Here is a 21,221-nt window from a genome sequence, read left to right as displayed (position 1 = left end):
ATGAATACACAACAATTGGCAAAACTGCGTTCCATCGTGCCCGAAATGCGTCGCGTTCGGCACATACATTTTGTCGGCATTGGTGGTGCCGGTATGGGCGGTATTGCCGAAGTTCTGGCCAATGAAGGTTATCAGATCAGTGGTTCCGATTTAGCGCCAAATCCGGTCACGCAGCAGTTAATGAATCTGGGTGCGACGATTTATTTCAACCATCGCCCGGAAAACGTACGTGATGCCAGCGTGGTCGTTGTTTCCAGCGCGATTTCTGCCGATAACCCAGAAATTGTCGCCGCTCATGAAGCGCGTATTCCGGTGATCCGTCGTGCCGAAATGCTGGCTGAGTTAATGCGTTTTCGTCATGGCATCGCCATTGCCGGAACGCACGGCAAAACGACAACCACCGCGATGGTTTCCAGCATCTACGCAGAAGCGGGGCTCGACCCAACCTTCGTTAACGGCGGGCTGGTAAAAGCGGCGGGGGTTCATGCGCGTTTGGGGCATGGTCGGTACCTGATTGCCGAAGCAGATGAGAGTGATGCATCGTTCCTGCATCTGCAACCGATGGTGGCGATTGTCACCAATATCGAAGCCGACCACATGGATACCTACCAGGGCGACTTTGAGAATTTAAAACAGACTTTTATTAATTTTCTGCACAACCTGCCGTTTTACGGTCGTGCGGTGATGTGTGTTGATGATCCGGTGATCCGCGAATTGTTACCGCGAGTGGGGCGTCAGACCACGACTTACGGCTTCAGCGAAGATGCCGACGTGCGTGTAGAAGATTATCAGCAGATTGGCCCGCAGGGGCACTTTACGCTGCTGCGCCAGGACAAAGAGCCGATGCGCGTCACCCTGAATGCGCCAGGTCGTCATAACGCGCTGAACGCCGCAGCTGCGGTTGCGGTTGCTACGGAAGAGGGCATTGACGACGAGGCTATTTTGCGGGCGCTTGAAAGCTTCCAGGGGACTGGTCGCCGTTTTGATTTCCTCGGTGAATTCCCGCTGGAGCCAGTGAATGGTAAAAGCGGTACGGCAATGCTGGTCGATGACTACGGCCACCACCCGACGGAAGTGGACGCCACCATTAAAGCGGCGCGCGCAGGCTGGCCGGATAAAAACCTGGTAATGCTGTTTCAGCCGCACCGTTTTACCCGTACGCGCGACCTGTATGATGATTTCGCCAATGTGCTGACGCAGGTTGATACCCTGTTGATGCTGGAAGTGTATCCGGCTGGCGAAGCGCCAATTCCGGGAGCGGACAGCCGTTCGCTGTGTCGCACAATTCGTGGACGTGGGAAAATTGATCCCATTCTGGTGCCGGATCCGGCGCGGGTAGCCGAGATGCTGGCACCGGTATTAACCGGTAACGACCTGATTCTCGTTCAGGGGGCTGGTAATATTGGAAAAATTGCTCGTTCTTTAGCTGAAATCAAACTGAAGCCGCAAACTCCGGAGGAAGAACAACATGACTGATAAAATCGCGGTCCTGTTGGGTGGGACCTCCGCTGAGCGGGAAGTTTCTCTGAATTCTGGCGCAGCGGTGTTAGCCGGACTGCGTGAAGGCGGTATTGACGCGTATCCTGTCGACCCGAAAGAAGTCGACGTGACGCAACTGAAGTCGATGGGCTTTCAGAAAGTGTTTATCGCGCTACACGGTCGCGGCGGTGAAGATGGTACGCTGCAGGGGATGCTCGAGCTGATGGGCTTGCCTTATACCGGAAGCGGAGTGATGGCATCTGCGCTTTCAATGGATAAACTACGCAGCAAACTTCTATGGCAAGGTGCCGGTTTACCGGTCGCGCCGTGGGTAGCGTTAACCCGCGCAGAGTTTGAAAAAGGCCTGAGCGATAAGCAGTTAGCAGAAATTTCTGCTCTGGGTTTGCCGGTTATCGTTAAGCCGAGCCGCGAAGGTTCCAGTGTGGGAATGTCAAAAGTAGTAGCAGAAAATGCTCTACAAGATGCATTAAGATTGGCATTTCAGCACGATGAAGAAGTATTGATTGAAAAATGGCTAAGTGGGCCGGAGTTCACGGTTGCGATACTCGGTGAAGAAATTTTACCGTCAATACGTATTCAACCGTCCGGAACCTTCTATGATTATGAGGCGAAGTATCTCTCTGATGAGACACAGTATTTCTGCCCCGCAGGTCTGGAAGCGTCACAAGAGGCCAATTTGCAGGCATTAGTGCTGAAAGCATGGACGACGTTAGGTTGCAAAGGATGGGGACGTATTGACGTTATGCTGGACAGCGATGGACAGTTTTATCTGCTGGAAGCCAATACCTCACCGGGTATGACCAGCCACAGCCTGGTGCCGATGGCGGCACGTCAGGCAGGTATGAGCTTCTCGCAGTTGGTAGTACGAATTCTGGAACTGGCGGACTAATATGTCGCAGGCTGCTCTGAACACGCGAAACAGCGAAGAAGAGGTTTCTTCTCGCCGCAATAATGGAACGCGTCTGGCGGGGATCCTTTTCCTGCTGACCGTTTTAACGACAGTGTTGGTGAGCGGCTGGGTCGTGTTGGGCTGGATGGAAGATGCGCAACGCCTGCCGCTCTCAAAGCTGGTGTTGACCGGTGAACGCCATTACACACGTAATGACGATATCCGGCAGTCGATCCTGGCATTGGGTGAGCCGGGTACCTTTATGACCCAGGATGTCAACATCATCCAGACGCAAATAGAACAACGCCTGCCGTGGATTAAGCAGGTGAGCGTCAGAAAGCAGTGGCCTGATGAATTGAAGATTCATCTGGTTGAATATGTGCCGATTGCGCGGTGGAATGATCAACATATGGTAGACGCGGAAGGAAATACCTTCAGCGTGCCGCCAGAACGCACCAGCAAGCAGGTGCTTCCAATGCTGTATGGCCCGGAAGGCAGCGCCAATGAAGTGTTGCAGGGCTATCGCGAAATGGGGCAGATGCTGGCAAAGGACAGATTTACTCTGAAGGAAGCGGCGATGACCGCGCGGCGTTCCTGGCAGTTGACGCTGAATAACGATATTAAGCTCAATCTTGGCCGGGGCGATACGATGAAACGTTTGGCTCGCTTTGTAGAACTTTATCCGGTTTTACAGCAGCAGGCGCAAACCGATGGCAAACGGATTAGCTACGTTGATTTGCGTTATGACTCTGGAGCGGCAGTAGGCTGGGCGCCCTTGCCGCCAGAGGAATCTACTCAGCAACAAAATCAGGCACAGGCAGAACAACAATGATCAAGGCGACGGACAGAAAACTGGTAGTAGGACTGGAGATTGGTACCGCGAAGGTTGCCGCTTTAGTAGGGGAAGTTCTGCCCGACGGTATGGTCAATATCATTGGCGTGGGCAGCTGCCCGTCGCGTGGTATGGATAAAGGCGGGGTGAACGACCTCGAATCCGTGGTCAAGTGCGTACAACGCGCCATTGACCAGGCAGAATTGATGGCAGATTGTCAGATCTCTTCGGTATATCTGGCGCTTTCTGGTAAGCACATCAGCTGCCAGAATGAAATTGGTATGGTGCCTATTTCTGAAGAAGAAGTGACGCAAGAAGATGTGGAAAACGTCGTCCATACCGCGAAATCGGTGCGTGTGCGCGATGAGCATCGTGTGCTGCATGTGATCCCGCAAGAGTATGCGATTGACTATCAGGAAGGGATCAAGAATCCGGTAGGACTTTCGGGCGTGCGGATGCAGGCAAAAGTGCACCTGATCACATGTCACAACGATATGGCGAAAAACATCGTCAAAGCGGTTGAACGTTGTGGGCTGAAAGTTGACCAACTGATATTTGCCGGACTGGCATCAAGTTATTCGGTATTGACGGAAGATGAACGTGAACTGGGTGTCTGCGTCGTCGATATCGGTGGTGGTACAATGGATATCGCCGTTTATACCGGTGGGGCATTGCGCCACACTAAGGTAATTCCTTATGCTGGCAATGTCGTGACCAGTGATATCGCTTACGCCTTTGGCACGCCGCCAAGCGACGCCGAAGCGATTAAAGTTCGCCACGGTTGTGCGCTGGGTTCCATCGTTGGAAAAGATGAGAGCGTGGAAGTGCCGAGCGTAGGTGGTCGTCCGCCGCGGAGTCTGCAACGTCAGACCCTGGCAGAGGTGATCGAGCCGCGCTATACCGAGCTGCTCAACCTGGTCAACGAAGAGATATTGCAGTTGCAGGAAAAGCTTCGCCAACAAGGGGTTAAACATCACCTGGCGGCAGGCATTGTATTAACCGGTGGCGCAGCGCAGATCGAAGGTCTTGCAGCCTGTGCTCAGCGCGTGTTTCATACGCAAGTGCGTATCGGCGCGCCGCTGAACATTACCGGTTTAACGGATTATGCTCAGGAGCCGTATTATTCGACGGCGGTGGGATTGCTTCACTATGGGAAAGAGTCACATCTTAACGGTGAAGCTGAAGTAGAAAAACGTGTTACAGCATCAGTTGGCTCGTGGATCAAGCGACTCAATAGTTGGCTGCGAAAAGAGTTTTAATTTTTATGAGGCCGACGATGATTACGGCCTCAGGCGACAGGCACAAATCGGAGAGAAACTATGTTTGAACCAATGGAACTTACCAATGACGCGGTGATTAAAGTCATCGGCGTCGGCGGCGGCGGCGGTAATGCTGTTGAACACATGGTGCGCGAGCGTATTGAAGGTGTTGAATTCTTCGCGGTAAATACCGATGCACAAGCGCTGCGTAAAACAGCGGTTGGACAGACGATTCAAATCGGTAGCGGTATCACCAAAGGACTGGGCGCTGGCGCTAATCCAGAAGTTGGCCGCAATGCGGCTGATGAGGATCGCGATGCACTGCGTGCGGCGCTGGAAGGTGCAGACATGGTCTTTATTGCTGCGGGTATGGGTGGTGGTACCGGTACAGGTGCAGCACCAGTCGTCGCTGAAGTGGCAAAAGATTTGGGTATCCTGACCGTTGCTGTCGTCACTAAGCCTTTCAACTTTGAAGGCAAGAAGCGTATGGCATTCGCGGAGCAGGGGATCACTGAACTGTCCAAGCATGTGGACTCTCTGATCACTATCCCGAACGACAAACTGCTGAAAGTTCTGGGCCGCGGTATCTCCCTGCTGGATGCGTTTGGCGCAGCGAACGATGTACTGAAAGGCGCTGTTCAGGGCATCGCCGAACTGATTACTCGTCCGGGTTTGATGAACGTGGACTTTGCAGACGTACGCACCGTAATGTCTGAAATGGGCTACGCAATGATGGGTTCTGGCGTGGCGAGCGGTGAAGACCGTGCGGAAGAAGCTGCTGAAATGGCTATTTCTTCTCCGCTGCTGGAAGATATCGACCTGTCTGGCGCACGCGGCGTGCTGGTTAACATCACAGCGGGCTTCGACCTGCGTCTGGATGAGTTCGAAACGGTAGGTAACACCATCCGTGCATTTGCTTCCGACAACGCGACTGTGGTTATCGGTACTTCTCTTGACCCGGATATGAATGACGAGCTGCGCGTAACTGTTGTTGCGACAGGTATCGGCATGGACAAACGTCCTGAAATCACTCTGGTGACCAATAAGCAGGTTCAGCAGCCAGTGATGGATCGCTACCAGCAGCATGGGATGGCTCCGCTGACCCAGGAGCAGAAGCCAGTTGCTAAAGTCGTGAATGACAATGCGCCGCAAACTGCGAAAGAGCCGGATTATCTGGATATCCCAGCATTCCTGCGTAAGCAAGCTGATTAAGAATTGACTGGAATTTGGGTTTCGAGGCTCTTTGTGCTAAACTGGCCCGCCGAATGTATAGTACACTTCGGTTGGATAGGTAATTTGGCGAGATAATACGATGATCAAACAAAGGACACTTAAACGTATCGTTCAGGCGACGGGTGTCGGTTTACATACCGGCAAGAAAGTCACCCTGACGTTACGCCCTGCGCCGGCCAACACCGGGGTCATCTATCGTCGCACCGACTTGAATCCACCGGTAGATTTCCCGGCCGATGCCAAATCTGTGCGTGATACCATGCTCTGTACGTGTCTGGTCAACGAGCATGATGTACGGATTTCAACCGTAGAGCACCTCAATGCTGCTCTCGCGGGCCTGGGCATCGATAACATTGTTATCGAAGTTAACGCGCCGGAAATCCCGATCATGGACGGCAGCGCCGCTCCGTTTGTATACCTGCTGCTTGACGCCGGTATCGACGAGTTGAACTGCGCCAAAAAATTTGTTCGCATCAAAGAGACTGTTCGTGTCGAAGATGGCGATAAGTGGGCTGAATTTAAGCCGTACAATGGTTTTTCGCTGGATTTCACCATCGATTTTAACCATCCGGCTATTGATTCCAGCAACCAGCGCTATGCGATGAACTTCTCCGCTGATGCGTTTATGCGCCAGATCAGCCGTGCGCGTACGTTCGGTTTCATGCGTGATATCGAATATCTGCAGTCCCGTGGTTTGTGCCTGGGCGGCAGCTTCGATTGTGCCATCGTTGTTGACGATTATCGCGTACTGAACGAAGACGGCCTGCGTTTTGAAGACGAATTTGTGCGTCACAAAATGCTCGATGCGATCGGTGACTTGTTCATGTGTGGTCACAATATTATTGGTGCATTTACCGCTTATAAATCCGGTCATGCACTGAATAACAAACTGCTGCAGGCTGTCCTGGCGAAACAGGAAGCCTGGGAATATGTGACCTTCCAGGACGACGCAGAACTGCCGTTGGCCTTCAAAGCGCCTTCAGCTGTACTGGCATAACGACATTTATACTGTCGTATAAAATTCGACTGGCAAATCTGGCACTCTCTCCGGCCAGGTGAACCAGTCGTTTTTTTTTGAATTTTATAAGAGCTATAAAAAACGGTGCGAACGCTGTTTTCTTAAGCACTTTTCCGCACAACTTATCTTCATTCGTGCTGTGGACTGCAGGCTTTAATGATAAGATTTGTGCGCTAAATACGTTTGAATACGATCGGGATGGCAATAACGTGAGTGGAATACTGACGCGCTGGCGACAGTTTGGTAAACGCTACTTCTGGCCGCATCTCTTATTAGGGATGGTTGCGGCGAGTTTAGGTTTGCCTGCGCTCAGCAACGCCGCCGAACCAAACGCGCCCGCAAAAGCGACAACCCGCAACCACGAGCCTTCAGCCAAAGTTAACTTTGGTCAATTGGCCTTGCTGGAAGCGAACACACGCCGCCCGAATTCGAACTATTCCGTTGATTACTGGCATCAACATGCCATTCGCACGGTAATCCGTCATCTTTCTTTCGCAATGGCACCGCAAACACTGCCCGTTGCTGAAGAATCTTTGCCTCTTCAGGCGCAACATCTTGCATTACTGGATACGCTCAGCGCGCTGCTGACCCAGGAAGGCACGCCGTCTGAAAAGGGTTATCGCATTGATTATGCGCATTTTACCCCACAAGCAAAATTCAGCACGCCCGTCTGGATAAGCCAGGCGCAAGGCATCCGTGCTGGCCCTCAACGCCTCACCTAACAACAATAAACCTTTACTTCATTTTATTAACTCCGCAACGCGGGGCGTTTGAGATTTTATTATGCTAATCAAATTGTTAACTAAAGTTTTCGGTAGTCGTAACGATCGCACCCTGCGCCGGATGCGCAAAGTGGTCAACATCATCAATGCCATGGAACCGGAGATGGAAAAACTCTCCGACGAAGAACTGAAAGGGAAAACCGCAGAGTTTCGTGCACGTCTGGAAAAAGGCGAAGTGCTGGAAAATCTGATCCCGGAAGCTTTCGCCGTGGTACGTGAGGCAAGTAAGCGCGTCTTTGGTATGCGTCACTTCGACGTTCAGTTACTCGGCGGTATGGTTCTTAACGAACGCTGCATCGCCGAAATGCGTACCGGTGAAGGAAAAACCCTGACCGCAACGCTGCCTGCTTACCTGAACGCACTAACCGGTAAAGGCGTGCACGTAGTTACCGTCAACGACTACCTGGCGCAACGTGACGCCGAAAACAACCGTCCGCTGTTTGAATTCCTTGGCCTGACTGTCGGTATCAACCTGCCGGGCATGCCAGCACCGGCAAAGCGCGAAGCTTACGCAGCTGACATCACTTACGGTACGAACAACGAATACGGCTTTGACTACCTGCGCGACAACATGGCGTTCAGCCCTGAAGAACGTGTACAGCGTAAACTGCACTATGCGCTGGTGGACGAAGTGGACTCCATCCTGATCGATGAAGCGCGTACACCGCTGATCATTTCCGGCCCGGCAGAAGACAGCTCGGAAATGTATAAACGCGTGAATAAAATTATTCCGCACCTGATCCGTCAGGAAAAAGAAGACTCCGAAACCTTCCAGGGCGAAGGCCACTTCTCGGTGGACGAAAAATCTCGCCAGGTGAACCTGACCGAACGTGGTCTGGTGCTGATTGAAGAACTGCTGGTGAAAGAGGGCATCATGGATGAAGGGGAGTCTCTGTACTCTCCGGCCAACATCATGCTGATGCACCACGTAACGGCGGCGCTGCGCGCTCATGCGCTGTTTACCCGTGACGTCGACTACATCGTTAAAGATGGTGAAGTTATCATCGTTGACGAACACACCGGTCGTACCATGCAGGGCCGTCGCTGGTCCGATGGTCTGCACCAGGCTGTGGAAGCGAAAGAAGGTGTGCAGATCCAGAACGAAAACCAAACGCTGGCTTCGATCACCTTCCAGAACTACTTCCGTCTGTATGAAAAACTGGCGGGGATGACCGGTACTGCTGATACCGAAGCTTTCGAATTTAGCTCAATCTACAAGCTGGATACCGTCGTTGTTCCGACCAACCGTCCAATGATTCGTAAAGATCTGCCGGACCTGGTCTACATGACTGAAGCGGAAAAAATTCAGGCGATCATTGAAGATATCAAAGAACGTACTGCGAAAGGCCAGCCGGTGCTGGTGGGTACTATCTCCATCGAAAAATCGGAGCTGGTGTCAAACGAACTGACCAAAGCCGGTATTAAGCACAACGTCCTGAACGCCAAATTCCACGCCAACGAAGCGGCGATTGTTGCTCAGGCAGGTTATCCGGCTGCGGTGACTATCGCGACCAATATGGCGGGTCGTGGTACAGATATTGTGCTCGGTGGTAGCTGGCAGGCAGAAGTTGCCGCGCTGGAAAATCCGACCGCAGAGCAAATTGAAAAAATTAAAGCCGACTGGCAGGTACGTCACGATGCGGTACTGGAAGCAGGTGGCCTGCATATCATCGGTACCGAGCGTCACGAATCCCGTCGTATCGATAACCAGTTGCGCGGTCGTTCTGGTCGTCAGGGGGATGCTGGTTCTTCCCGTTTCTACCTGTCGATGGAAGATGCGCTGATGCGTATTTTTGCTTCCGACCGAGTATCCGGCATGATGCGTAAACTGGGTATGAAGCCAGGCGAAGCCATTGAACACCCGTGGGTGACTAAAGCGATTGCCAACGCCCAGCGTAAAGTTGAAAGCCGTAACTTCGACATTCGTAAGCAACTGCTGGAATATGATGACGTGGCTAACGATCAGCGTCGCGCCATTTACTCCCAGCGTAACGAACTGTTGGATGTCAGCGATGTGAGCGAAACCATTAACAGCATTCGTGAAGATGTGTTCAAAGCGACCATTGATGCCTACATTCCACCACAGTCGCTGGAAGAAATGTGGGATATTCCGGGGCTGCAGGAACGTCTGAAGAACGATTTCGACCTCGATTTGCCAATTGCCGAGTGGCTGGATAAAGAACCAGAACTGCATGAAGAGACGCTGCGTGAGCGAATTCTGGCGCAGTCCATCGAAGTGTATCAGCGTAAAGAAGAAGTGGTTGGTGCTGAGATGATGCGTCACTTCGAGAAAGGCGTCATGCTGCAAACGCTTGACTCCCTGTGGAAAGAGCACCTGGCAGCGATGGACTATCTGCGTCAGGGTATCCACCTGCGTGGCTACGCACAGAAAGATCCGAAGCAGGAATACAAACGTGAATCGTTCTCCATGTTTGCAGCGATGCTGGAGTCGTTAAAATATGAAGTTATCAGCACGTTGAGCAAAGTCCAGGTACGTATGCCTGAAGAGGTTGAGGAGCTGGAACAACAGCGTCGTATGGAAGCCGAGCGTTTAGCGCAAATGCAGCAGCTTAGCCATCAGGATGACGACTCTGCAGCCGCAGCTGCACTGGCGGCGCAAACCGGAGAGCGCAAAGTAGGACGTAACGATCCTTGCCCGTGCGGTTCTGGTAAAAAATACAAGCAGTGCCATGGCCGCCTGCAATAAAAGCTAACTGTTAAAGTAAAAGGCGCAGGATTCTGCGCCTTTTTTATAGGTTTAAGACAATGAAAAAGCTGCAAATTGCGGTAGGTATTATTCGCAACGAGAACAATGAAATCTTTATAACGCGTCGCGCAGCAGATGCGCACATGGCGAATAAACTGGAGTTTCCCGGCGGTAAAATTGAAATGGGTGAAACGCCGGAACAGGCGGTGGTGCGTGAACTTCAGGAAGAAGTCGGGATTACCCCCCAACATTTTTCGCTATTTGAAAAACTGGAATATGAATTCCCGGACAGGCATATAACACTGTGGTTTTGGCTGGTCGAACGCTGGGAAGGGGAGCCGTGGGGTAAAGAAGGGCAACCCGGTGAGTGGATGTCGCTGGTCGGTCTTAATGCCGATGAGTTTCCGCCAGCCAATGAACAGGTAATTGCGAAGCTTAAGCGTGTGTATGTCAGATAAGGCGTTTTCGCCGCATCTGACATTCGCACACGATGCCTGATGCGACGCTGGCGCGTCTTATCAGGCCTACAGGGATTTATAACTCATTGATAAATTTGTTTTTGTAGGTCAGATAAGGCGTTCACGCCGCATCCGACATTTGCACAAGATGCCTGATGCGACGCTGCCCGCGTCTTATCAGGCCTACGTGCGGCATCAGACAAATGTCACTGCTTTGGCTCTTCGCTCCAGTCATCGCTTTCGGAAAGATCGCCACTGCTGGGGATTCGTTTTTCTTCAGCAGCCCATTCTCCGAGGTCGATCAGCTGACAACGTTTGGAGCAAAATGGCCGAAACGGGCTGATTTCACCCCACACCACCGTTTTCCCGCAGGTTGGGCAATTCACCGTAATAGTTTCTGACATTTTTACTCCTTAGCAACAGGCCAGTTCGAAATCCAGACGTTCCGGTACCTGTCCGTTTTCAGTGTCCAGCGGCATAAAACGAATGGCAAAACGGCTCTTATGTCCGGAAATTTGCGGATAAAGCTGTGAATCGAGCGACAGATTCAGGCGCAGCAAGTCGGCATCGCCACCGTTATCCTGATAAAAACCATTCAGGCTGGTTTGTTTACGGAAGGGGGCCGACTGGCGAATTAAATCCAGCACCATGGTAAGTGCCTGGGTGAGCGGGTTCAGGCTGGCAATCCAGGTTTCTACCTGGCTGTCGCGCTGCGCCTGGGGTAGATGCAGCCAAATGTGCAATGTAGGTAAATCAAAGCTGCAACAGCCGCCTGGGATGCTCAGTCGCTGACGCACCAGAGCAATCAAACGATCTTCACGCAGAAATTGCCCGATACGCGGCGCGGAAATTAATACGCTCCCCGCCGCTTTTAACTGCTGAATTAATGCTTCAATACGGCTCTGGTCCACGCCAGGCACGCCAATCCAGGTCTGGAGTTTACGTTGCTGCCGGTCAAGTTCTTTCAACAGCTCAGTGCGGACTTCGCCGCGCTCGAAAACATCCAGTAATTCACTGACATTATGGAAGAAATGCAGCGCGCCAGCGTGGTCAACGATGGGTAAATTAACGGTGAGTTGCTGAATCAAAAACTCAATGCGCAGCCATGTACGCATTTTTTCATTTAGTGGATGTTCAAAAAGGACCTGGGTCTGCATTACGGTTTTTCCTGTGAGACAAACTGCGACGCAAGCTGCAAATAGTGTGCGTGCAGGCGGGCAACATCCGATGCGATAGCATCCGGTGCGCCGTTATTATCAATGACGTCATCTGCCACGGCAAGGCGGGCTTCGCGCGTTGCCTGAGCAGCAAGGATTTGTTCGACATGCTCGCGAGTTACATCATCGCGCTGCATGGTGCGCTTAAGTTGCGTTTCTGGGCTGACATCCACCACCAGCACTCGATTCGCTTTTTTATACAGTGAGTTTTCTACCAGCAATGGCACAACCCACAGTACATAGGGGGAAGTAGCTTGCTGGATCTGGTGTTGCGTCTCTTGCTGAATCAGCGGATGCAGCAGGGCGTTAAGCCAGTTTTTCTCTTCCGGGTTGGCGAAGATCCGCTCGCGCAAGGCCCGGCGCTGCAATGTTCCATCAGCAGCAATCATGTTAGCGCCAAAGTGATCAGCAATGGCATGTAGCGCAGGTGCACCTGGTTCAACCACCTGACGCGCAATAATATCGGCATCAATGACGTTAATTCCGAGATCAGCAAACGCATTGGCAACGGTACTCTTGCCACTGCCAATGCCTCCCGTTAAGGCAACTATATACCTCATAATTTATATTCCCGGGAATTCATCATGATTATCAAAACGTTAAAAATGAGTGCACGAAAGCGAAATTGATGAAACGTTCGCTCACTATTTACCAGGTAAATTTATGGGATTGTAGCGTAAAAAAAGACAATTTCGCAGTCTTGCGCCGCATTGATTAGTGCGTATGATAGCGTCACTGGAGTTGCGCTCTTACCCTTATAGCCATTAACCCCAGGAATCCGCACATGCGTATTGAAGAAGATCTGAAGTTAGGTTTTAAAGACGTTCTCATCCGCCCTAAACGCTCCACTCTTAAAAGCCGTTCCGATGTTGAACTGGAACGTCAATTCACCTTCAAACATTCAGGTCAGAGCTGGTCCGGCGTGCCGATTATCGCCGCAAATATGGACACCGTAGGCACATTTTCTATGGCCTCTGCGCTGGCTTCTTTTGATATTTTGACTGCTGTGCATAAACACTATTCTGTCGAAGAGTGGCAAGCGTTTATCAACAATTCTTCCGCTGATGTGCTGAAACATGTGATGGTTTCTACCGGTACGTCTGATGCGGATTTCGAAAAAACTAAACAGATTCTCGACCTGAACCCGGCATTAAACTTCGTTTGTATTGACGTGGCGAATGGTTATTCCGAACACTTCGTGCAGTTCGTTGCGAAAGCGCGTGAAGCGTGGCCGACCAAAACCATTTGTGCTGGTAACGTAGTGACTGGTGAAATGTGTGAGGAGCTTATCCTCTCCGGTGCTGATATCGTTAAAGTTGGCATTGGCCCAGGTTCTGTTTGTACAACTCGCGTCAAAACAGGCGTCGGTTATCCGCAACTTTCTGCGGTAATCGAATGTGCCGATGCTGCGCACGGTCTGGGCGGAATGATCGTCAGCGATGGTGGCTGCACCACGCCGGGCGATGTGGCGAAAGCCTTTGGCGGCGGTGCCGATTTCGTCATGCTTGGCGGCATGCTGGCGGGCCACGAAGAGAGCGGCGGTCGCATCGTTGAGGAGAACGGCGAGAAATTTATGCTGTTCTACGGCATGAGCTCCGAGTCTGCGATGAAACGTCACGTTGGCGGCGTTGCGGAATATCGCGCAGCAGAAGGTAAAACCGTTAAGCTGCCGCTGCGAGGCCCGGTTGAAAATACCGCGCGAGATATTTTGGGCGGCCTGCGTTCAGCTTGTACATACGTTGGGGCTTCACGCCTGAAAGAGCTGACCAAGCGCACCACGTTTATTCGTGTGCAGGAACAAGAAAACCGCATCTTCAACAACCTGTAATCTCCCAACGCTGGCGTGGAGCAACACGCCAGCGTTATCCCATCCCACTCATCGCATCGCCTAAATGGAAAATTGGCAGATACATTGCCACCACCAGCGTACCAATAATTCCTCCCGTTATGATCAGCAACGCCGGTTCCAGTAAGGCTGCGAGGTTATCCGCCAGCGCCATTGTGTTTTCCCGATGATGATGGGCGAGGTTGTCTAACATGAGATCCAGAGAGCCGGATGCCTCTCCTGTTCTCACTAATTGCAAACAGAGCGGGCTAAACTCACCGGTATTTTTTAGCGCCAGCCAGATGGGTTGACCGTTACTGATATCGTGCTGGATTTGTGTCAGAAGTTGCACCCAGTACGGGCAGCGCATTGTTTCTCTGACGCTCTCTACGCCCTGTAAAAAAGTAATGCCTGCACTTTGTGTCAGCGCCAGAATCGTAAAGATCTGCGTGAGTTTTTGTCCCCGCATCAGTGAACCCATAATCGGGATGCGTAACAGCAATTTCTGCCGCACTATAAGCCAGGTCGGTCGGCGCATCAGCAACTTATTGGCTATCGCCAGCAGAAAGCCGAACAACACCAGCAGCCAGCTCCATTCGCCACTAAAGTCTGCCAGCGTCATGATCCCCTGCGTTAGTGCCGGTAGTGGGGTGTTGAAGGTCTTATAGATAGCGGCAAACTCCGGCAGAACAAAATGCAGCATTGCCACAACCACCATGATTGCCATCGCTAAAATGATGATGGGATAACGTAACGCTGATTTCACTTTGTCGGTCAACTGACGCTGGGCTTTTTGCTGACGCGCCAGTTCAAAGCAGCATTCATCCAGCTTACCGGTCAGTTCACCCGTGCGGATCATCGCCTGATAGAGCGGCGGAAATACCTCTGACCAGGGTAATAAGGCATTGGAAAAAGCAATGCCCTGTTCGAGATCGTGCGCCAGCGATTGCAGCAACGCTTGCCATTGCTTACTGGGATGCTGTTCCGCCAGCAGAGCCAGCCCTTCAGAAAGCGTTAACCCTGCTTTGAGTAGCGTCGCCAGTTGATGAATGACTTCCGCGCTTTTATCTCCTCGCCACTGCGCAGAATTGATGGCGATTCGCTTCAGGCTTAGTGGGGTAACCATCTGTTGCTGTAGTGCCATAAGCAGTAAAGTACGGCTCTCTGCCCATAGCATCCCATCTTGCGCATTGCCGTCGCCGGTTATGCCATGCCAGCGCCAGAGTTGCTTACTCGCCATGCGGCATCCCCAGTACGCGGATTAACTCTTCAAAGGTGGTTAAGCCTTGCTCTACGGCCAGGCAGCCGTTTTCAAAAAGCGTACGCATACCCGCCTGTCGTGCGTGCGTTTCCAGCGATTCAACGTCGGTATTAGCGGAAATAAGCTGACGAATGACCGGCGTTATGGGCAGAACTTCAAATAAGGCCGTACGACCATAAAAACCGTGGTAGCAATGTACACAACCGGGTGCCTGCCAGTGGGGCAGCGGCGATGGCCATACATTGTCTGGAATGTGGATGGGCTCCCCTTGCTGCCGGCGACAATGTGGGCAAAGTTTGCGTACCAGACGCTGGGCTATTACCAGCGTAAGCGCCGATGATAGCATCCAGCGGGCGACCCCCATTTGCTGTAAACGTACCAGCGTTTCGCAGGTGGAATTAGTGTGTAGGGTAGACAACACCAGGTGACCAGTTTGCGCCGCTTTAATAGCGATCTCTGCTGTTTCGCCATCGCGGATCTCTCCGATCATGATGACGTCAGGATCCTGGCGCAATAACGCACGCAAAACGCCCTGAAAGGTGAGTCCGGCACGCGGATGGATTTGCGTCTGGTTTAGTCCGGCTATGGGGATCTCAACTGGATCTTCGACGCTACAAATATTAATGTCAGCGGTATTCAGCTTTTGCAGGGCACTATAAAGCGTGACCGTTTTGCCGCTGCCGGTAGGGCCAGTTACCAGCACCAGTCCCTGTGGTTGTTGCAAGGCATGAGCAAAGTCCGCCAGTTGTAACGGCTGCATTCCAAGCGTGTTGACATCCAGTGCCTGACCCACCTGCTGTAACAACCTTAATACCACCTTTTCACCACCCCGACATGGTAAGGTCGCAATACGAAATGAGACGGCGTTTCCTGCCAGTTCGACAGTGAATTGCCCGTCCTGCGGCAGGCGATGTTCCGCAATATCCAGGTTTCCCAGCACTTTTAATCTGGCGGTTAATGCGACTCCGGCATCCGGTGAAACATCCGGTAAAGGATGCAATACGCCGTCGATACGCAAGCGGATGCGGTAGGCATTGTCCGCTGGTTCGATATGAATATCAGACGCGCGTTGTTCCAGCGCAGATTGTAACGTTCGAGTTAGCAACTCTGCTTTGGGCTGATGCTTCTCCTGAACAGCTACGGGCAATGTCTGTTGTGTGCGACTGGCGTGACCTTCCATTTGTTGGCGCGTCCAGCAGGTGATCTCAATACGTTTGGTGGTAGCGAAATGCAATGCGTCCAGTAGCTCATGCGAAGGTGCATCGACTACCGCAACATGAACCACCTCTTCGCTGGCATCCAGCAAGACTCCATGATAACGCAGACACAGGGCAGTGAGCTGTGGAATATTCATTGCCGCTCCTTAGTTGGCGTCATCAAAGCGGAAGACATCTTCGCAGGCTTGCTGCAATGCGCTGTCACTTTGAATATTGCAGTTGCGCGTCCAGCCGGTGACGCCGTTTGCGTTATCCCAACCCGGTGTCATGACGACGCTTAGCCCATTGAGACTTTCTTGCCCGGTCAGCGACACCACGCCCTTTGCCACACTCATGGCTGAAACATAGCGGGTGGTGGTAGGCGAGGGAATGCCATTGCTGCCACCGTCGCAGGTATCTAATCCACCATGTTCCAGCGCGCACAACTCTACGGCGGTACGGTAAGGCACAAAGGTTTGTAGCATGTCGGTGAGTGCGGCTTTGCGCAGGTAGTTTTGATAAGCGGGAATACCAATGGCGCTTAAAATGGCAATGATGCCAATAACCACCATCAGTTCGATAAGTGTAAAACCGCGTTGCTTGTCCATCTGTTTCGCTCCTTGATTTGGTTGGCGCTACTTTGGCAAACGCCATCAGCACAGGCGAGGGGCAAAAAACGAAACGGGAAAGCAGATTCCGAGGTTTTTTATTTCGTTGCAGCGAAAGACAAGAAATTTGCGAGGCGTTACGAAGAAAGTTGGGGAAGGGGAGATTATCCGCCCGCGATGGAGCGGATAAATCTGTCAACTATTAGCGAAAACGCATTGAAAGGTCGAGTGCTTGTACGTGTTTAGTTAGCGCACCGACGGAGATAAAGTCCACGCCCGTTTCGGCAAATTCACGCAGTGTTTTGTCAGTGACGTTGCCAGACACTTCCAGTAGCGCCTTGCCGTTGGTGCGTTTGACGGCTTCGCGCATCTGTTCTGTTTCGAAGTTATCCAGCATGATGATATCGGCTCCTGCTTTCAGGGCTTCATCAAGTTCTTCCAGATTCTCTACTTCGACTTCTACTGGCGCATCCGGGTGCAGCCAGGACGCTTTTTCGACCGCCTGGCGCACTGAGCCGGAGGCAATAATATGGTTTTCTTTGATCAGGAAGGCATCAGAAAGCCCCAGACGGTGATTCGCTCCGCCGCCGCAAAGTACCGCGTATTTCAGAGCTGAACGCAGGCCGGGTAAGGTTTTGCGCGTATCCAACAACTGCGTGTTGGTGCCTTCCAGCAATTCGACATAGTGGCGTACCTTACTGGCAACTCCTGAAAGGGTTTGCACAAAATTAAGCGCAGTGCGTTCGCCCGTTAACAGCACGCGGGATGGGCCTTCAAGTTCGAACAAGGATTGATTGGCATTGATGACATCGCCGTCATCCACATGCCAGATTATGGTGACATCGTCGCCTGCCAGTTGAATAAACACCTCTTCAACCCAGCGTTTGCCGCAAAAGACGCCATTCTCGCGGGTGATCACCGTGGCATGAGAGCGAGAATTTTCCGGTAAAAGTTTTGCCGTAATATCATTGTTGGCATCGACTGTTCCGCCTAAATCTTCCCGCAGCGCCTGGGCCACCGCGCCGGGGATATCGAGATTAATGCGTTCCAGCAGCTCGTCACGTCGGGTGTCAGGGTTATAGCGGCGAGGCGGCATGTTAAAACTCCAGATAGCTAACGAATCATAAGGTAGAAACATGCTACTCTGAACCGGGTATTAGCACCACATATAAGGAGATCCTGCATGTTGTTAGAACAGGGGTGGCTGGTTGGCGCGCGCCGCGTTCCCTCACCACATTACGATTGCCGCCCGGATGACGAAACACCCACCCTGCTGGTGGTGCACAATATTAGCCTGCCGCCAGGCGAGTTTGGCGGTCCGTGGATCGACGCATTATTCACTGGAACTATTGATCCGCAGGCACATCCTTTCTTTGCTGAGATCGCCCATTTGCGCGTCTCCGCTCACTGTTTGATTCGCCGTGATGGTGAAATAGTCCAGTATGTTCCTTTCGATAAACGTGCATGGCATGCGGGAGTCTCTCAGTATCAGGGGCGCGAACGCTGCAATGATTTTTCTATTGGGATTGAGCTTGAAGGCACCGATACGCTGGCGTATACCGATGCGCAGTATCAACAGCTTGCGGCGGTTACGCGGGCACTGATTGATTGCTATCCGGATATCGCTAAAAACATGACGGGCCATTGTGATATTGCGCCGGATCGGAAAACCGATCCCGGTCCTGCATTTGATTGGGCACGGTTTCGTGTGCTGGTCAGCAAGGAGACAACATGACGCTATTTACAACCTTACTGGTGTTAATTTTCGAGCGCCTGTTTAAGTTGGGCGAGCACTGGCAGCTTGATCATCGTCTTGAAGCGTTCTTTCGGCGGGTGAAACATTTTTCTCTCGGGCGCACGTTAGGCATGACCATTATTGCGATGGGCGTGACTTTTTTACTGTTACGCGCATTGCAGGGAGTATTGTTCAACGTTCCCACGCTACTGGTGTGGCTGCTGATTGGTTTGCTGTGTATTGGCGCAGGTAAAGTTCGTCTTCATTATCATGCTTATCTGACAGCTGCTTCACGTAATGATAGCCATGCCCGTGCCACGATGGCTGGCGAACTCACCATGATTCACGGCGTCCCGGCAGGCTGCGACGAACGTGAGTATTTGCGTGAGCTGCAAAATGCATTGCTGTGGATTAACTTTCGTTTTTATCTTGCACCGCTGTTCTGGCTGATTGTGGGGGGAACCTGGGGACCCGTTACGCTGATGGGGTATGCGTTTTTGCGTGCATGGCAATACTGGCTGGCGCGATATCAGACGCCGCATCATCGTTTACAGTCCGGCATTGATGCCGTGCTTCATGTACTGGATTGGGTGCCGGTTCGTCTTGCGGGTGTGGTATATGCCTTGATCGGTCATGGTGAGAAAGCGTTACCGGCCTGGTTTGCTTCGCTGGGTGATTTCCATACTTCGCAGTATCAGGTGTTAACGCGTCTGGCGCAGTTCTCTCTGGCGCGTGAACCGCATGTCGATAAGGTGGAGACGCCGAAGGCAGCGGTTTCAATGGCGAAGAAAACCTCGTTCGTGGTCGTGGTGGTGATTGCACTACTGACGATTTACGGGGCGTTGGTGTAAAGATTATTGCCCTCACCCTGTACGGGTGAGGGCGTAGAGAGATTAATGCGCTTTTACGGCTTTGGCGGTTTTCTCTTTAAACAGATAGCCGATACCTAACACGATCAGCCATACCGGGATCAGGTATACCGAAATCGCCATTCCTGGGGTCATCAGCATAATCACCAGTACCGCCGCCATAAACAGCAGGCAGATCCAGTTACCCAGCGGATAAAGCAGAGCAGGGAAGCGAGTTACCACGCCTTGTTCCTGCTTGGCGCGACGGAACTTCATATGCGCCAGACTGATCATCGCCCAGTTGATCACCAGTGCGGATACCACCAGTGCCATTAACAGGCCAAATGCGGATTCCGGAGCAAGATAGTTAATCAATACGCACAATGCTGTAACCAGCGCAGACACCAGAATGGTGTTAACCGGTACGCCGCGTTTATCGACAGACGCCAGCGCTTTTGGCGCATTACCCTGTTGTGCCAGACCAAACAGCATACGGCTGTTGCAATATACGCAGCTGTTGTACACGGAGAGCGCCGCAGTCAGTACCACGATGTTCAGCGCATTCGCCACAAAGGTATCGCCTAACTCGTGGAAGATCAGCACAAACGGACTGGTATCGGCGGTAACGCGGGTCCACGGCATCAGTGAGAGCAGAACGGCTAACGAACCAATATAGAAAATCAGGATGCGGTAGATAACCTGGTTAGTCGCTTTCGGGATACTTTGCTCCGGGTTATCAGCTTCTGCTGCGGTGATCCCCACCAGTTCCAGACCACCGAACGAGAACATGATAATCGCCATCATCATCACCAGCCCGGTGAAGCCGTGCGGCAGGAAACCACCCTGATCCCACAGGTTGCTAACGGTCGCCTGCGGGCCGCCGTTGCCACTGAATAGCAGCCAGCCGCCGAAGATGATCATCGCGACCACCGCGATAACTTTGATAATGGCAAACCAGAACTCCATCTCGCCAAACACTTTAACGTTGGTCAGGTTGATGGCGTTAATCACCACAAAGAATACGGCGGCAGAAACCCAGGTGGGGATTTCCGGATACCAGAACTGAATGTATTTACCCACGGCAGTCAGCTCAGCCATGGCAACTAAAACGTACAGTACCCAGTAGTTCCAGCCAGAGGCGAAACCGGCAAAACTGCCCCAGTATTTATAAGCAAAGTGGCTAAAGGAGCCTGCGACAGGTTCTTCGACCACCATTTCACCCAGCTGACGCATGATCAGAAAGGCGATAAAACCAGCAATGGCGTAACCCAGGATAATCCCTGGCCCTGCGGACTGTATTACGGAGGCGCTACCCAGGAATAACCCGGTCCCTATCGCGCCACCCAGCGCGATAAGCTGAATATGGCGGTTTTTAAGGCCGCGCTTTAGCTGCTCGCCGTGCTGTTGACCTTCCATCATGAAACCTCGTGCGGTGGTTGTTTTTTTGATCTACGCAGTGATGCGTGTGTAAGTTTGCAATTCCGTTTGTTGTATTAATTTGTTTACATCAAAGAAGTTTGAATTGTTACAAAAAGACTTCCGTCAGATCAAGAATAATGGTATGCGGCAGCGAATGCACCCGCTTTATGCATGGTTGAAGATGAGTTGCTTAAAAAGAAACCGTTTGTAAAGCTCAGCCTCAATCCCTCTCAATATGTAGAATGAATTTAAATTCGTTTTAATTGAATTAAAAATCACAAAATTGGTAAGTGAATCGGTTCAATTCGGATTTTTATAGTTTAATAATCGTTAAAAAACTCCTTTCCTACGTAAAGTCTACATTTGTGCATAGTTACAACTTTGAAACGTTATATATGTCAAGTTGTTAAAATGTGCACAGTTTCATGATTTCA

21 protein-coding genes are annotated in these 21,221 nt (G+C 51.8%); 13 read left to right on the top strand and 8 right to left on the bottom strand.

The window, feature by feature from the left end; all coding sequences use genetic code 11:
- From murC to mutT, 9 genes are all read left to right on the top strand, one after another.
- Nucleotides 1-1,476 (top strand): UDP-N-acetylmuramate--L-alanine ligase, encoded by a 1,476-nt coding sequence (gene murC / locus RTW80_RS03560; protein WP_001096049.1) that lies wholly within the window; start codon nucleotides 1-3, stop codon nucleotides 1,474-1,476.
- On the top strand, nucleotides 1,469-2,389 hold the full coding sequence (gene ddlB, locus RTW80_RS03555; protein WP_000130056.1) for a D-alanine--D-alanine ligase: 921 nt from the start codon (nucleotides 1,469-1,471) through the stop codon (nucleotides 2,387-2,389). Before murC ends, ddlB begins: the two co-directional genes overlap by 8 nt.
- 1 nt (nucleotide 2,390) lies before the next feature.
- Nucleotides 2,391-3,221: a cell division protein FtsQ gene (gene ftsQ, locus RTW80_RS03550; protein WP_000075748.1), complete on the top strand. Its 831-nt coding sequence runs from the start codon at nucleotides 2,391-2,393 to the stop codon at nucleotides 3,219-3,221.
- The gene (gene ftsA / locus RTW80_RS03545) at nucleotides 3,218-4,480 is read left to right on the top strand and encodes a cell division protein FtsA (protein ID WP_000588474.1); all 1,263 of its coding nucleotides are present in this window, start codon (nucleotides 3,218-3,220) and stop codon (nucleotides 4,478-4,480) included. Before ftsQ ends, ftsA begins: the two co-directional genes overlap by 4 nt.
- A 60-nt stretch (nucleotides 4,481-4,540) precedes the next feature.
- Entirely contained in the window at nucleotides 4,541-5,692 is a 1,152-nt protein-coding gene (gene ftsZ, locus RTW80_RS03540; RefSeq protein WP_000462776.1) for a cell division protein FtsZ, read from the top strand.
- Between the two features lie 100 nt (nucleotides 5,693-5,792).
- The gene (lpxC, locus tag RTW80_RS03535; RefSeq protein ID WP_000595482.1) at nucleotides 5,793-6,710 is read left to right on the top strand and encodes a UDP-3-O-acyl-N-acetylglucosamine deacetylase; all 918 of its coding nucleotides are present in this window, start codon (nucleotides 5,793-5,795) and stop codon (nucleotides 6,708-6,710) included.
- A 230-nt stretch (nucleotides 6,711-6,940) separates the two neighbouring features.
- Nucleotides 6,941-7,453, top strand: a complete 513-nt coding sequence (gene secM / locus RTW80_RS03530) for a secA translation cis-regulator SecM (protein ID WP_000014321.1) — start codon at nucleotides 6,941-6,943, stop codon at nucleotides 7,451-7,453.
- Between the two features lie 61 nt (nucleotides 7,454-7,514).
- Nucleotides 7,515-10,220: a preprotein translocase subunit SecA gene (secA, locus tag RTW80_RS03525; protein WP_000905789.1), complete on the top strand. Its 2,706-nt coding sequence runs from the start codon at nucleotides 7,515-7,517 to the stop codon at nucleotides 10,218-10,220.
- Between the two features lie 59 nt (nucleotides 10,221-10,279).
- On the top strand, nucleotides 10,280-10,678 hold the full coding sequence (gene mutT, locus RTW80_RS03520) for an 8-oxo-dGTP diphosphatase MutT (protein WP_000736008.1): 399 nt from the start codon (nucleotides 10,280-10,282) through the stop codon (nucleotides 10,676-10,678).
- 206 nt (nucleotides 10,679-10,884) lie between these two features.
- Here mutT and yacG read toward each other — a convergent pair whose 3' ends face one another.
- The 3 genes from yacG to coaE are packed head-to-tail and all read right to left on the bottom strand — an operon-like array spanning nucleotide 10,885 to nucleotide 12,455.
- Complete coding sequence (gene yacG / locus RTW80_RS03515; protein ID WP_000005042.1) at nucleotides 10,885-11,082, bottom strand: DNA gyrase inhibitor YacG; 198 nt, start codon at nucleotides 11,080-11,082, stop codon at nucleotides 10,885-10,887.
- A 9-nt stretch (nucleotides 11,083-11,091) separates the two neighbouring features.
- The gene (gene zapD / locus RTW80_RS03510) at nucleotides 11,092-11,835 is read right to left on the bottom strand and encodes a cell division protein ZapD (RefSeq protein ID WP_001194725.1); all 744 of its coding nucleotides are present in this window, start codon (nucleotides 11,833-11,835) and stop codon (nucleotides 11,092-11,094) included.
- Nucleotides 11,835-12,455: a dephospho-CoA kinase gene (gene coaE, locus RTW80_RS03505; protein WP_001269520.1), complete on the bottom strand. Its 621-nt coding sequence runs from the start codon at nucleotides 12,453-12,455 to the stop codon at nucleotides 11,835-11,837. The genes zapD and coaE overlap by 1 nt, the downstream gene beginning before the upstream one ends.
- A gap of 24 nt (nucleotides 12,456-12,479) precedes the next feature.
- Between coaE and RTW80_RS03500 the strand changes: the two genes are divergently transcribed.
- Nucleotides 12,480-12,524 (top strand): protein YacM, encoded by a 45-nt coding sequence (locus tag RTW80_RS03500; protein WP_120795372.1) that lies wholly within the window; start codon nucleotides 12,480-12,482, stop codon nucleotides 12,522-12,524.
- Between the two features lie 155 nt (nucleotides 12,525-12,679).
- On the top strand, nucleotides 12,680-13,723 hold the full coding sequence (gene guaC / locus RTW80_RS03495; RefSeq protein ID WP_001217338.1) for a GMP reductase: 1,044 nt from the start codon (nucleotides 12,680-12,682) through the stop codon (nucleotides 13,721-13,723).
- 34 nt (nucleotides 13,724-13,757) lie between these two features.
- On the opposite strand, the gene hofC is transcribed toward guaC, so the two are convergent.
- The 4 genes from hofC to nadC all read right to left on the bottom strand — a co-directional run bounded on the left by hofC (nucleotide 13,758) and on the right by nadC (nucleotide 17,881).
- Nucleotides 13,758-14,960: a protein transport protein HofC gene (gene hofC, locus RTW80_RS03490; protein ID WP_000157266.1), complete on the bottom strand. Its 1,203-nt coding sequence runs from the start codon at nucleotides 14,958-14,960 to the stop codon at nucleotides 13,758-13,760.
- Nucleotides 14,950-16,335, bottom strand: a complete 1,386-nt coding sequence (gene gspE / locus RTW80_RS03485; RefSeq protein WP_001025145.1) for a type II secretion system protein GspE — start codon at nucleotides 16,333-16,335, stop codon at nucleotides 14,950-14,952. Before gspE ends, hofC begins: the two co-directional genes overlap by 11 nt.
- 9 nt (nucleotides 16,336-16,344) lie before the next feature.
- Nucleotides 16,345-16,785, bottom strand: coding sequence for a prepilin peptidase-dependent pilin (gene ppdD / locus RTW80_RS03480; protein ID WP_000360904.1), 441 nt, complete (start codon nucleotides 16,783-16,785; stop codon nucleotides 16,345-16,347).
- A 202-nt stretch (nucleotides 16,786-16,987) separates the two neighbouring features.
- The gene (gene nadC / locus RTW80_RS03475) at nucleotides 16,988-17,881 is read right to left on the bottom strand and encodes a carboxylating nicotinate-nucleotide diphosphorylase (RefSeq protein WP_001135174.1); all 894 of its coding nucleotides are present in this window, start codon (nucleotides 17,879-17,881) and stop codon (nucleotides 16,988-16,990) included.
- A gap of 87 nt (nucleotides 17,882-17,968) precedes the next feature.
- Between nadC and ampD the strand changes: the two genes are divergently transcribed.
- Together ampD and ampE are read left to right on the top strand one after the other, a co-directional pair.
- Nucleotides 17,969-18,520 (top strand): 1,6-anhydro-N-acetylmuramyl-L-alanine amidase AmpD, encoded by a 552-nt coding sequence (gene ampD, locus RTW80_RS03470; protein WP_000923721.1) that lies wholly within the window; start codon nucleotides 17,969-17,971, stop codon nucleotides 18,518-18,520.
- A complete protein-coding gene (gene ampE / locus RTW80_RS03465) occupies nucleotides 18,517-19,371 on the top strand; it encodes a beta-lactamase regulator AmpE (protein WP_000172005.1) in 855 nt (284 codons plus the stop codon). The genes ampD and ampE overlap by 4 nt, the downstream gene beginning before the upstream one ends.
- Nucleotides 19,372-19,413: 42 nt before the next feature.
- Here the strand turns inward: ampE and aroP are convergent, their stop codons facing one another.
- The gene (aroP, locus tag RTW80_RS03460) at nucleotides 19,414-20,787 is read right to left on the bottom strand and encodes an aromatic amino acid transporter AroP (RefSeq protein ID WP_000969915.1); all 1,374 of its coding nucleotides are present in this window, start codon (nucleotides 20,785-20,787) and stop codon (nucleotides 19,414-19,416) included.
- Between the last annotated feature and the right edge of the window lie 434 nt (nucleotides 20,788-21,221).

The sequence above is a fragment of the Escherichia sp. AM3 genome, from assembly GCF_032029835.1.
Classification (GTDB): domain Bacteria; phylum Pseudomonadota; class Gammaproteobacteria; order Enterobacterales; family Enterobacteriaceae; genus Escherichia; species Escherichia coli.
Note: the sequence above shows the minus strand (reverse complement) of the source record. Positions and strands in the feature narration are given on the sequence as shown.

Coding starts and splice junctions, on each gene's coding strand:
- murC (WP_001096049.1), top strand. CDS start 1: ATGAATACACAACAATTGGCAAAACTGCGTTCCATCGTGCCCGAAATG.
- ddlB (WP_000130056.1), top strand. CDS start 1,469: ATGACTGATAAAATCGCGGTCCTGTTGGGTGGGACCTCCGCTGAGCGG.
- ftsQ (WP_000075748.1), top strand. CDS start 2,391: ATGTCGCAGGCTGCTCTGAACACGCGAAACAGCGAAGAAGAGGTTTCT.
- ftsA (WP_000588474.1), top strand. CDS start 3,218: ATGATCAAGGCGACGGACAGAAAACTGGTAGTAGGACTGGAGATTGGT.
- ftsZ (WP_000462776.1), top strand. CDS start 4,541: ATGTTTGAACCAATGGAACTTACCAATGACGCGGTGATTAAAGTCATC.
- lpxC (WP_000595482.1), top strand. CDS start 5,793: ATGATCAAACAAAGGACACTTAAACGTATCGTTCAGGCGACGGGTGTC.
- secA (WP_000905789.1), top strand. CDS start 7,515: ATGCTAATCAAATTGTTAACTAAAGTTTTCGGTAGTCGTAACGATCGC.
- mutT (WP_000736008.1), top strand. CDS start 10,280: ATGAAAAAGCTGCAAATTGCGGTAGGTATTATTCGCAACGAGAACAAT.
- yacG (WP_000005042.1), bottom strand. CDS start 11,082: ATGTCAGAAACTATTACGGTGAATTGCCCAACCTGCGGGAAAACGGTG.
- zapD (WP_001194725.1), bottom strand. CDS start 11,835: ATGCAGACCCAGGTCCTTTTTGAACATCCACTAAATGAAAAAATGCGT.
- coaE (WP_001269520.1), bottom strand. CDS start 12,455: ATGAGGTATATAGTTGCCTTAACGGGAGGCATTGGCAGTGGCAAGAGT.
- guaC (WP_001217338.1), top strand. CDS start 12,680: ATGCGTATTGAAGAAGATCTGAAGTTAGGTTTTAAAGACGTTCTCATC.
- hofC (WP_000157266.1), bottom strand. CDS start 14,960: ATGGCGAGTAAGCAACTCTGGCGCTGGCATGGCATAACCGGCGACGGC.
- gspE (WP_001025145.1), bottom strand. CDS start 16,335: ATGAATATTCCACAGCTCACTGCCCTGTGTCTGCGTTATCATGGAGTC.
- ppdD (WP_000360904.1), bottom strand. CDS start 16,785: ATGGACAAGCAACGCGGTTTTACACTTATCGAACTGATGGTGGTTATT.
- nadC (WP_001135174.1), bottom strand. CDS start 17,881: ATGCCGCCTCGCCGCTATAACCCTGACACCCGACGTGACGAGCTGCTG.
- ampD (WP_000923721.1), top strand. CDS start 17,969: ATGTTGTTAGAACAGGGGTGGCTGGTTGGCGCGCGCCGCGTTCCCTCA.
- ampE (WP_000172005.1), top strand. CDS start 18,517: ATGACGCTATTTACAACCTTACTGGTGTTAATTTTCGAGCGCCTGTTT.
- aroP (WP_000969915.1), bottom strand. CDS start 20,787: ATGATGGAAGGTCAACAGCACGGCGAGCAGCTAAAGCGCGGCCTTAAA.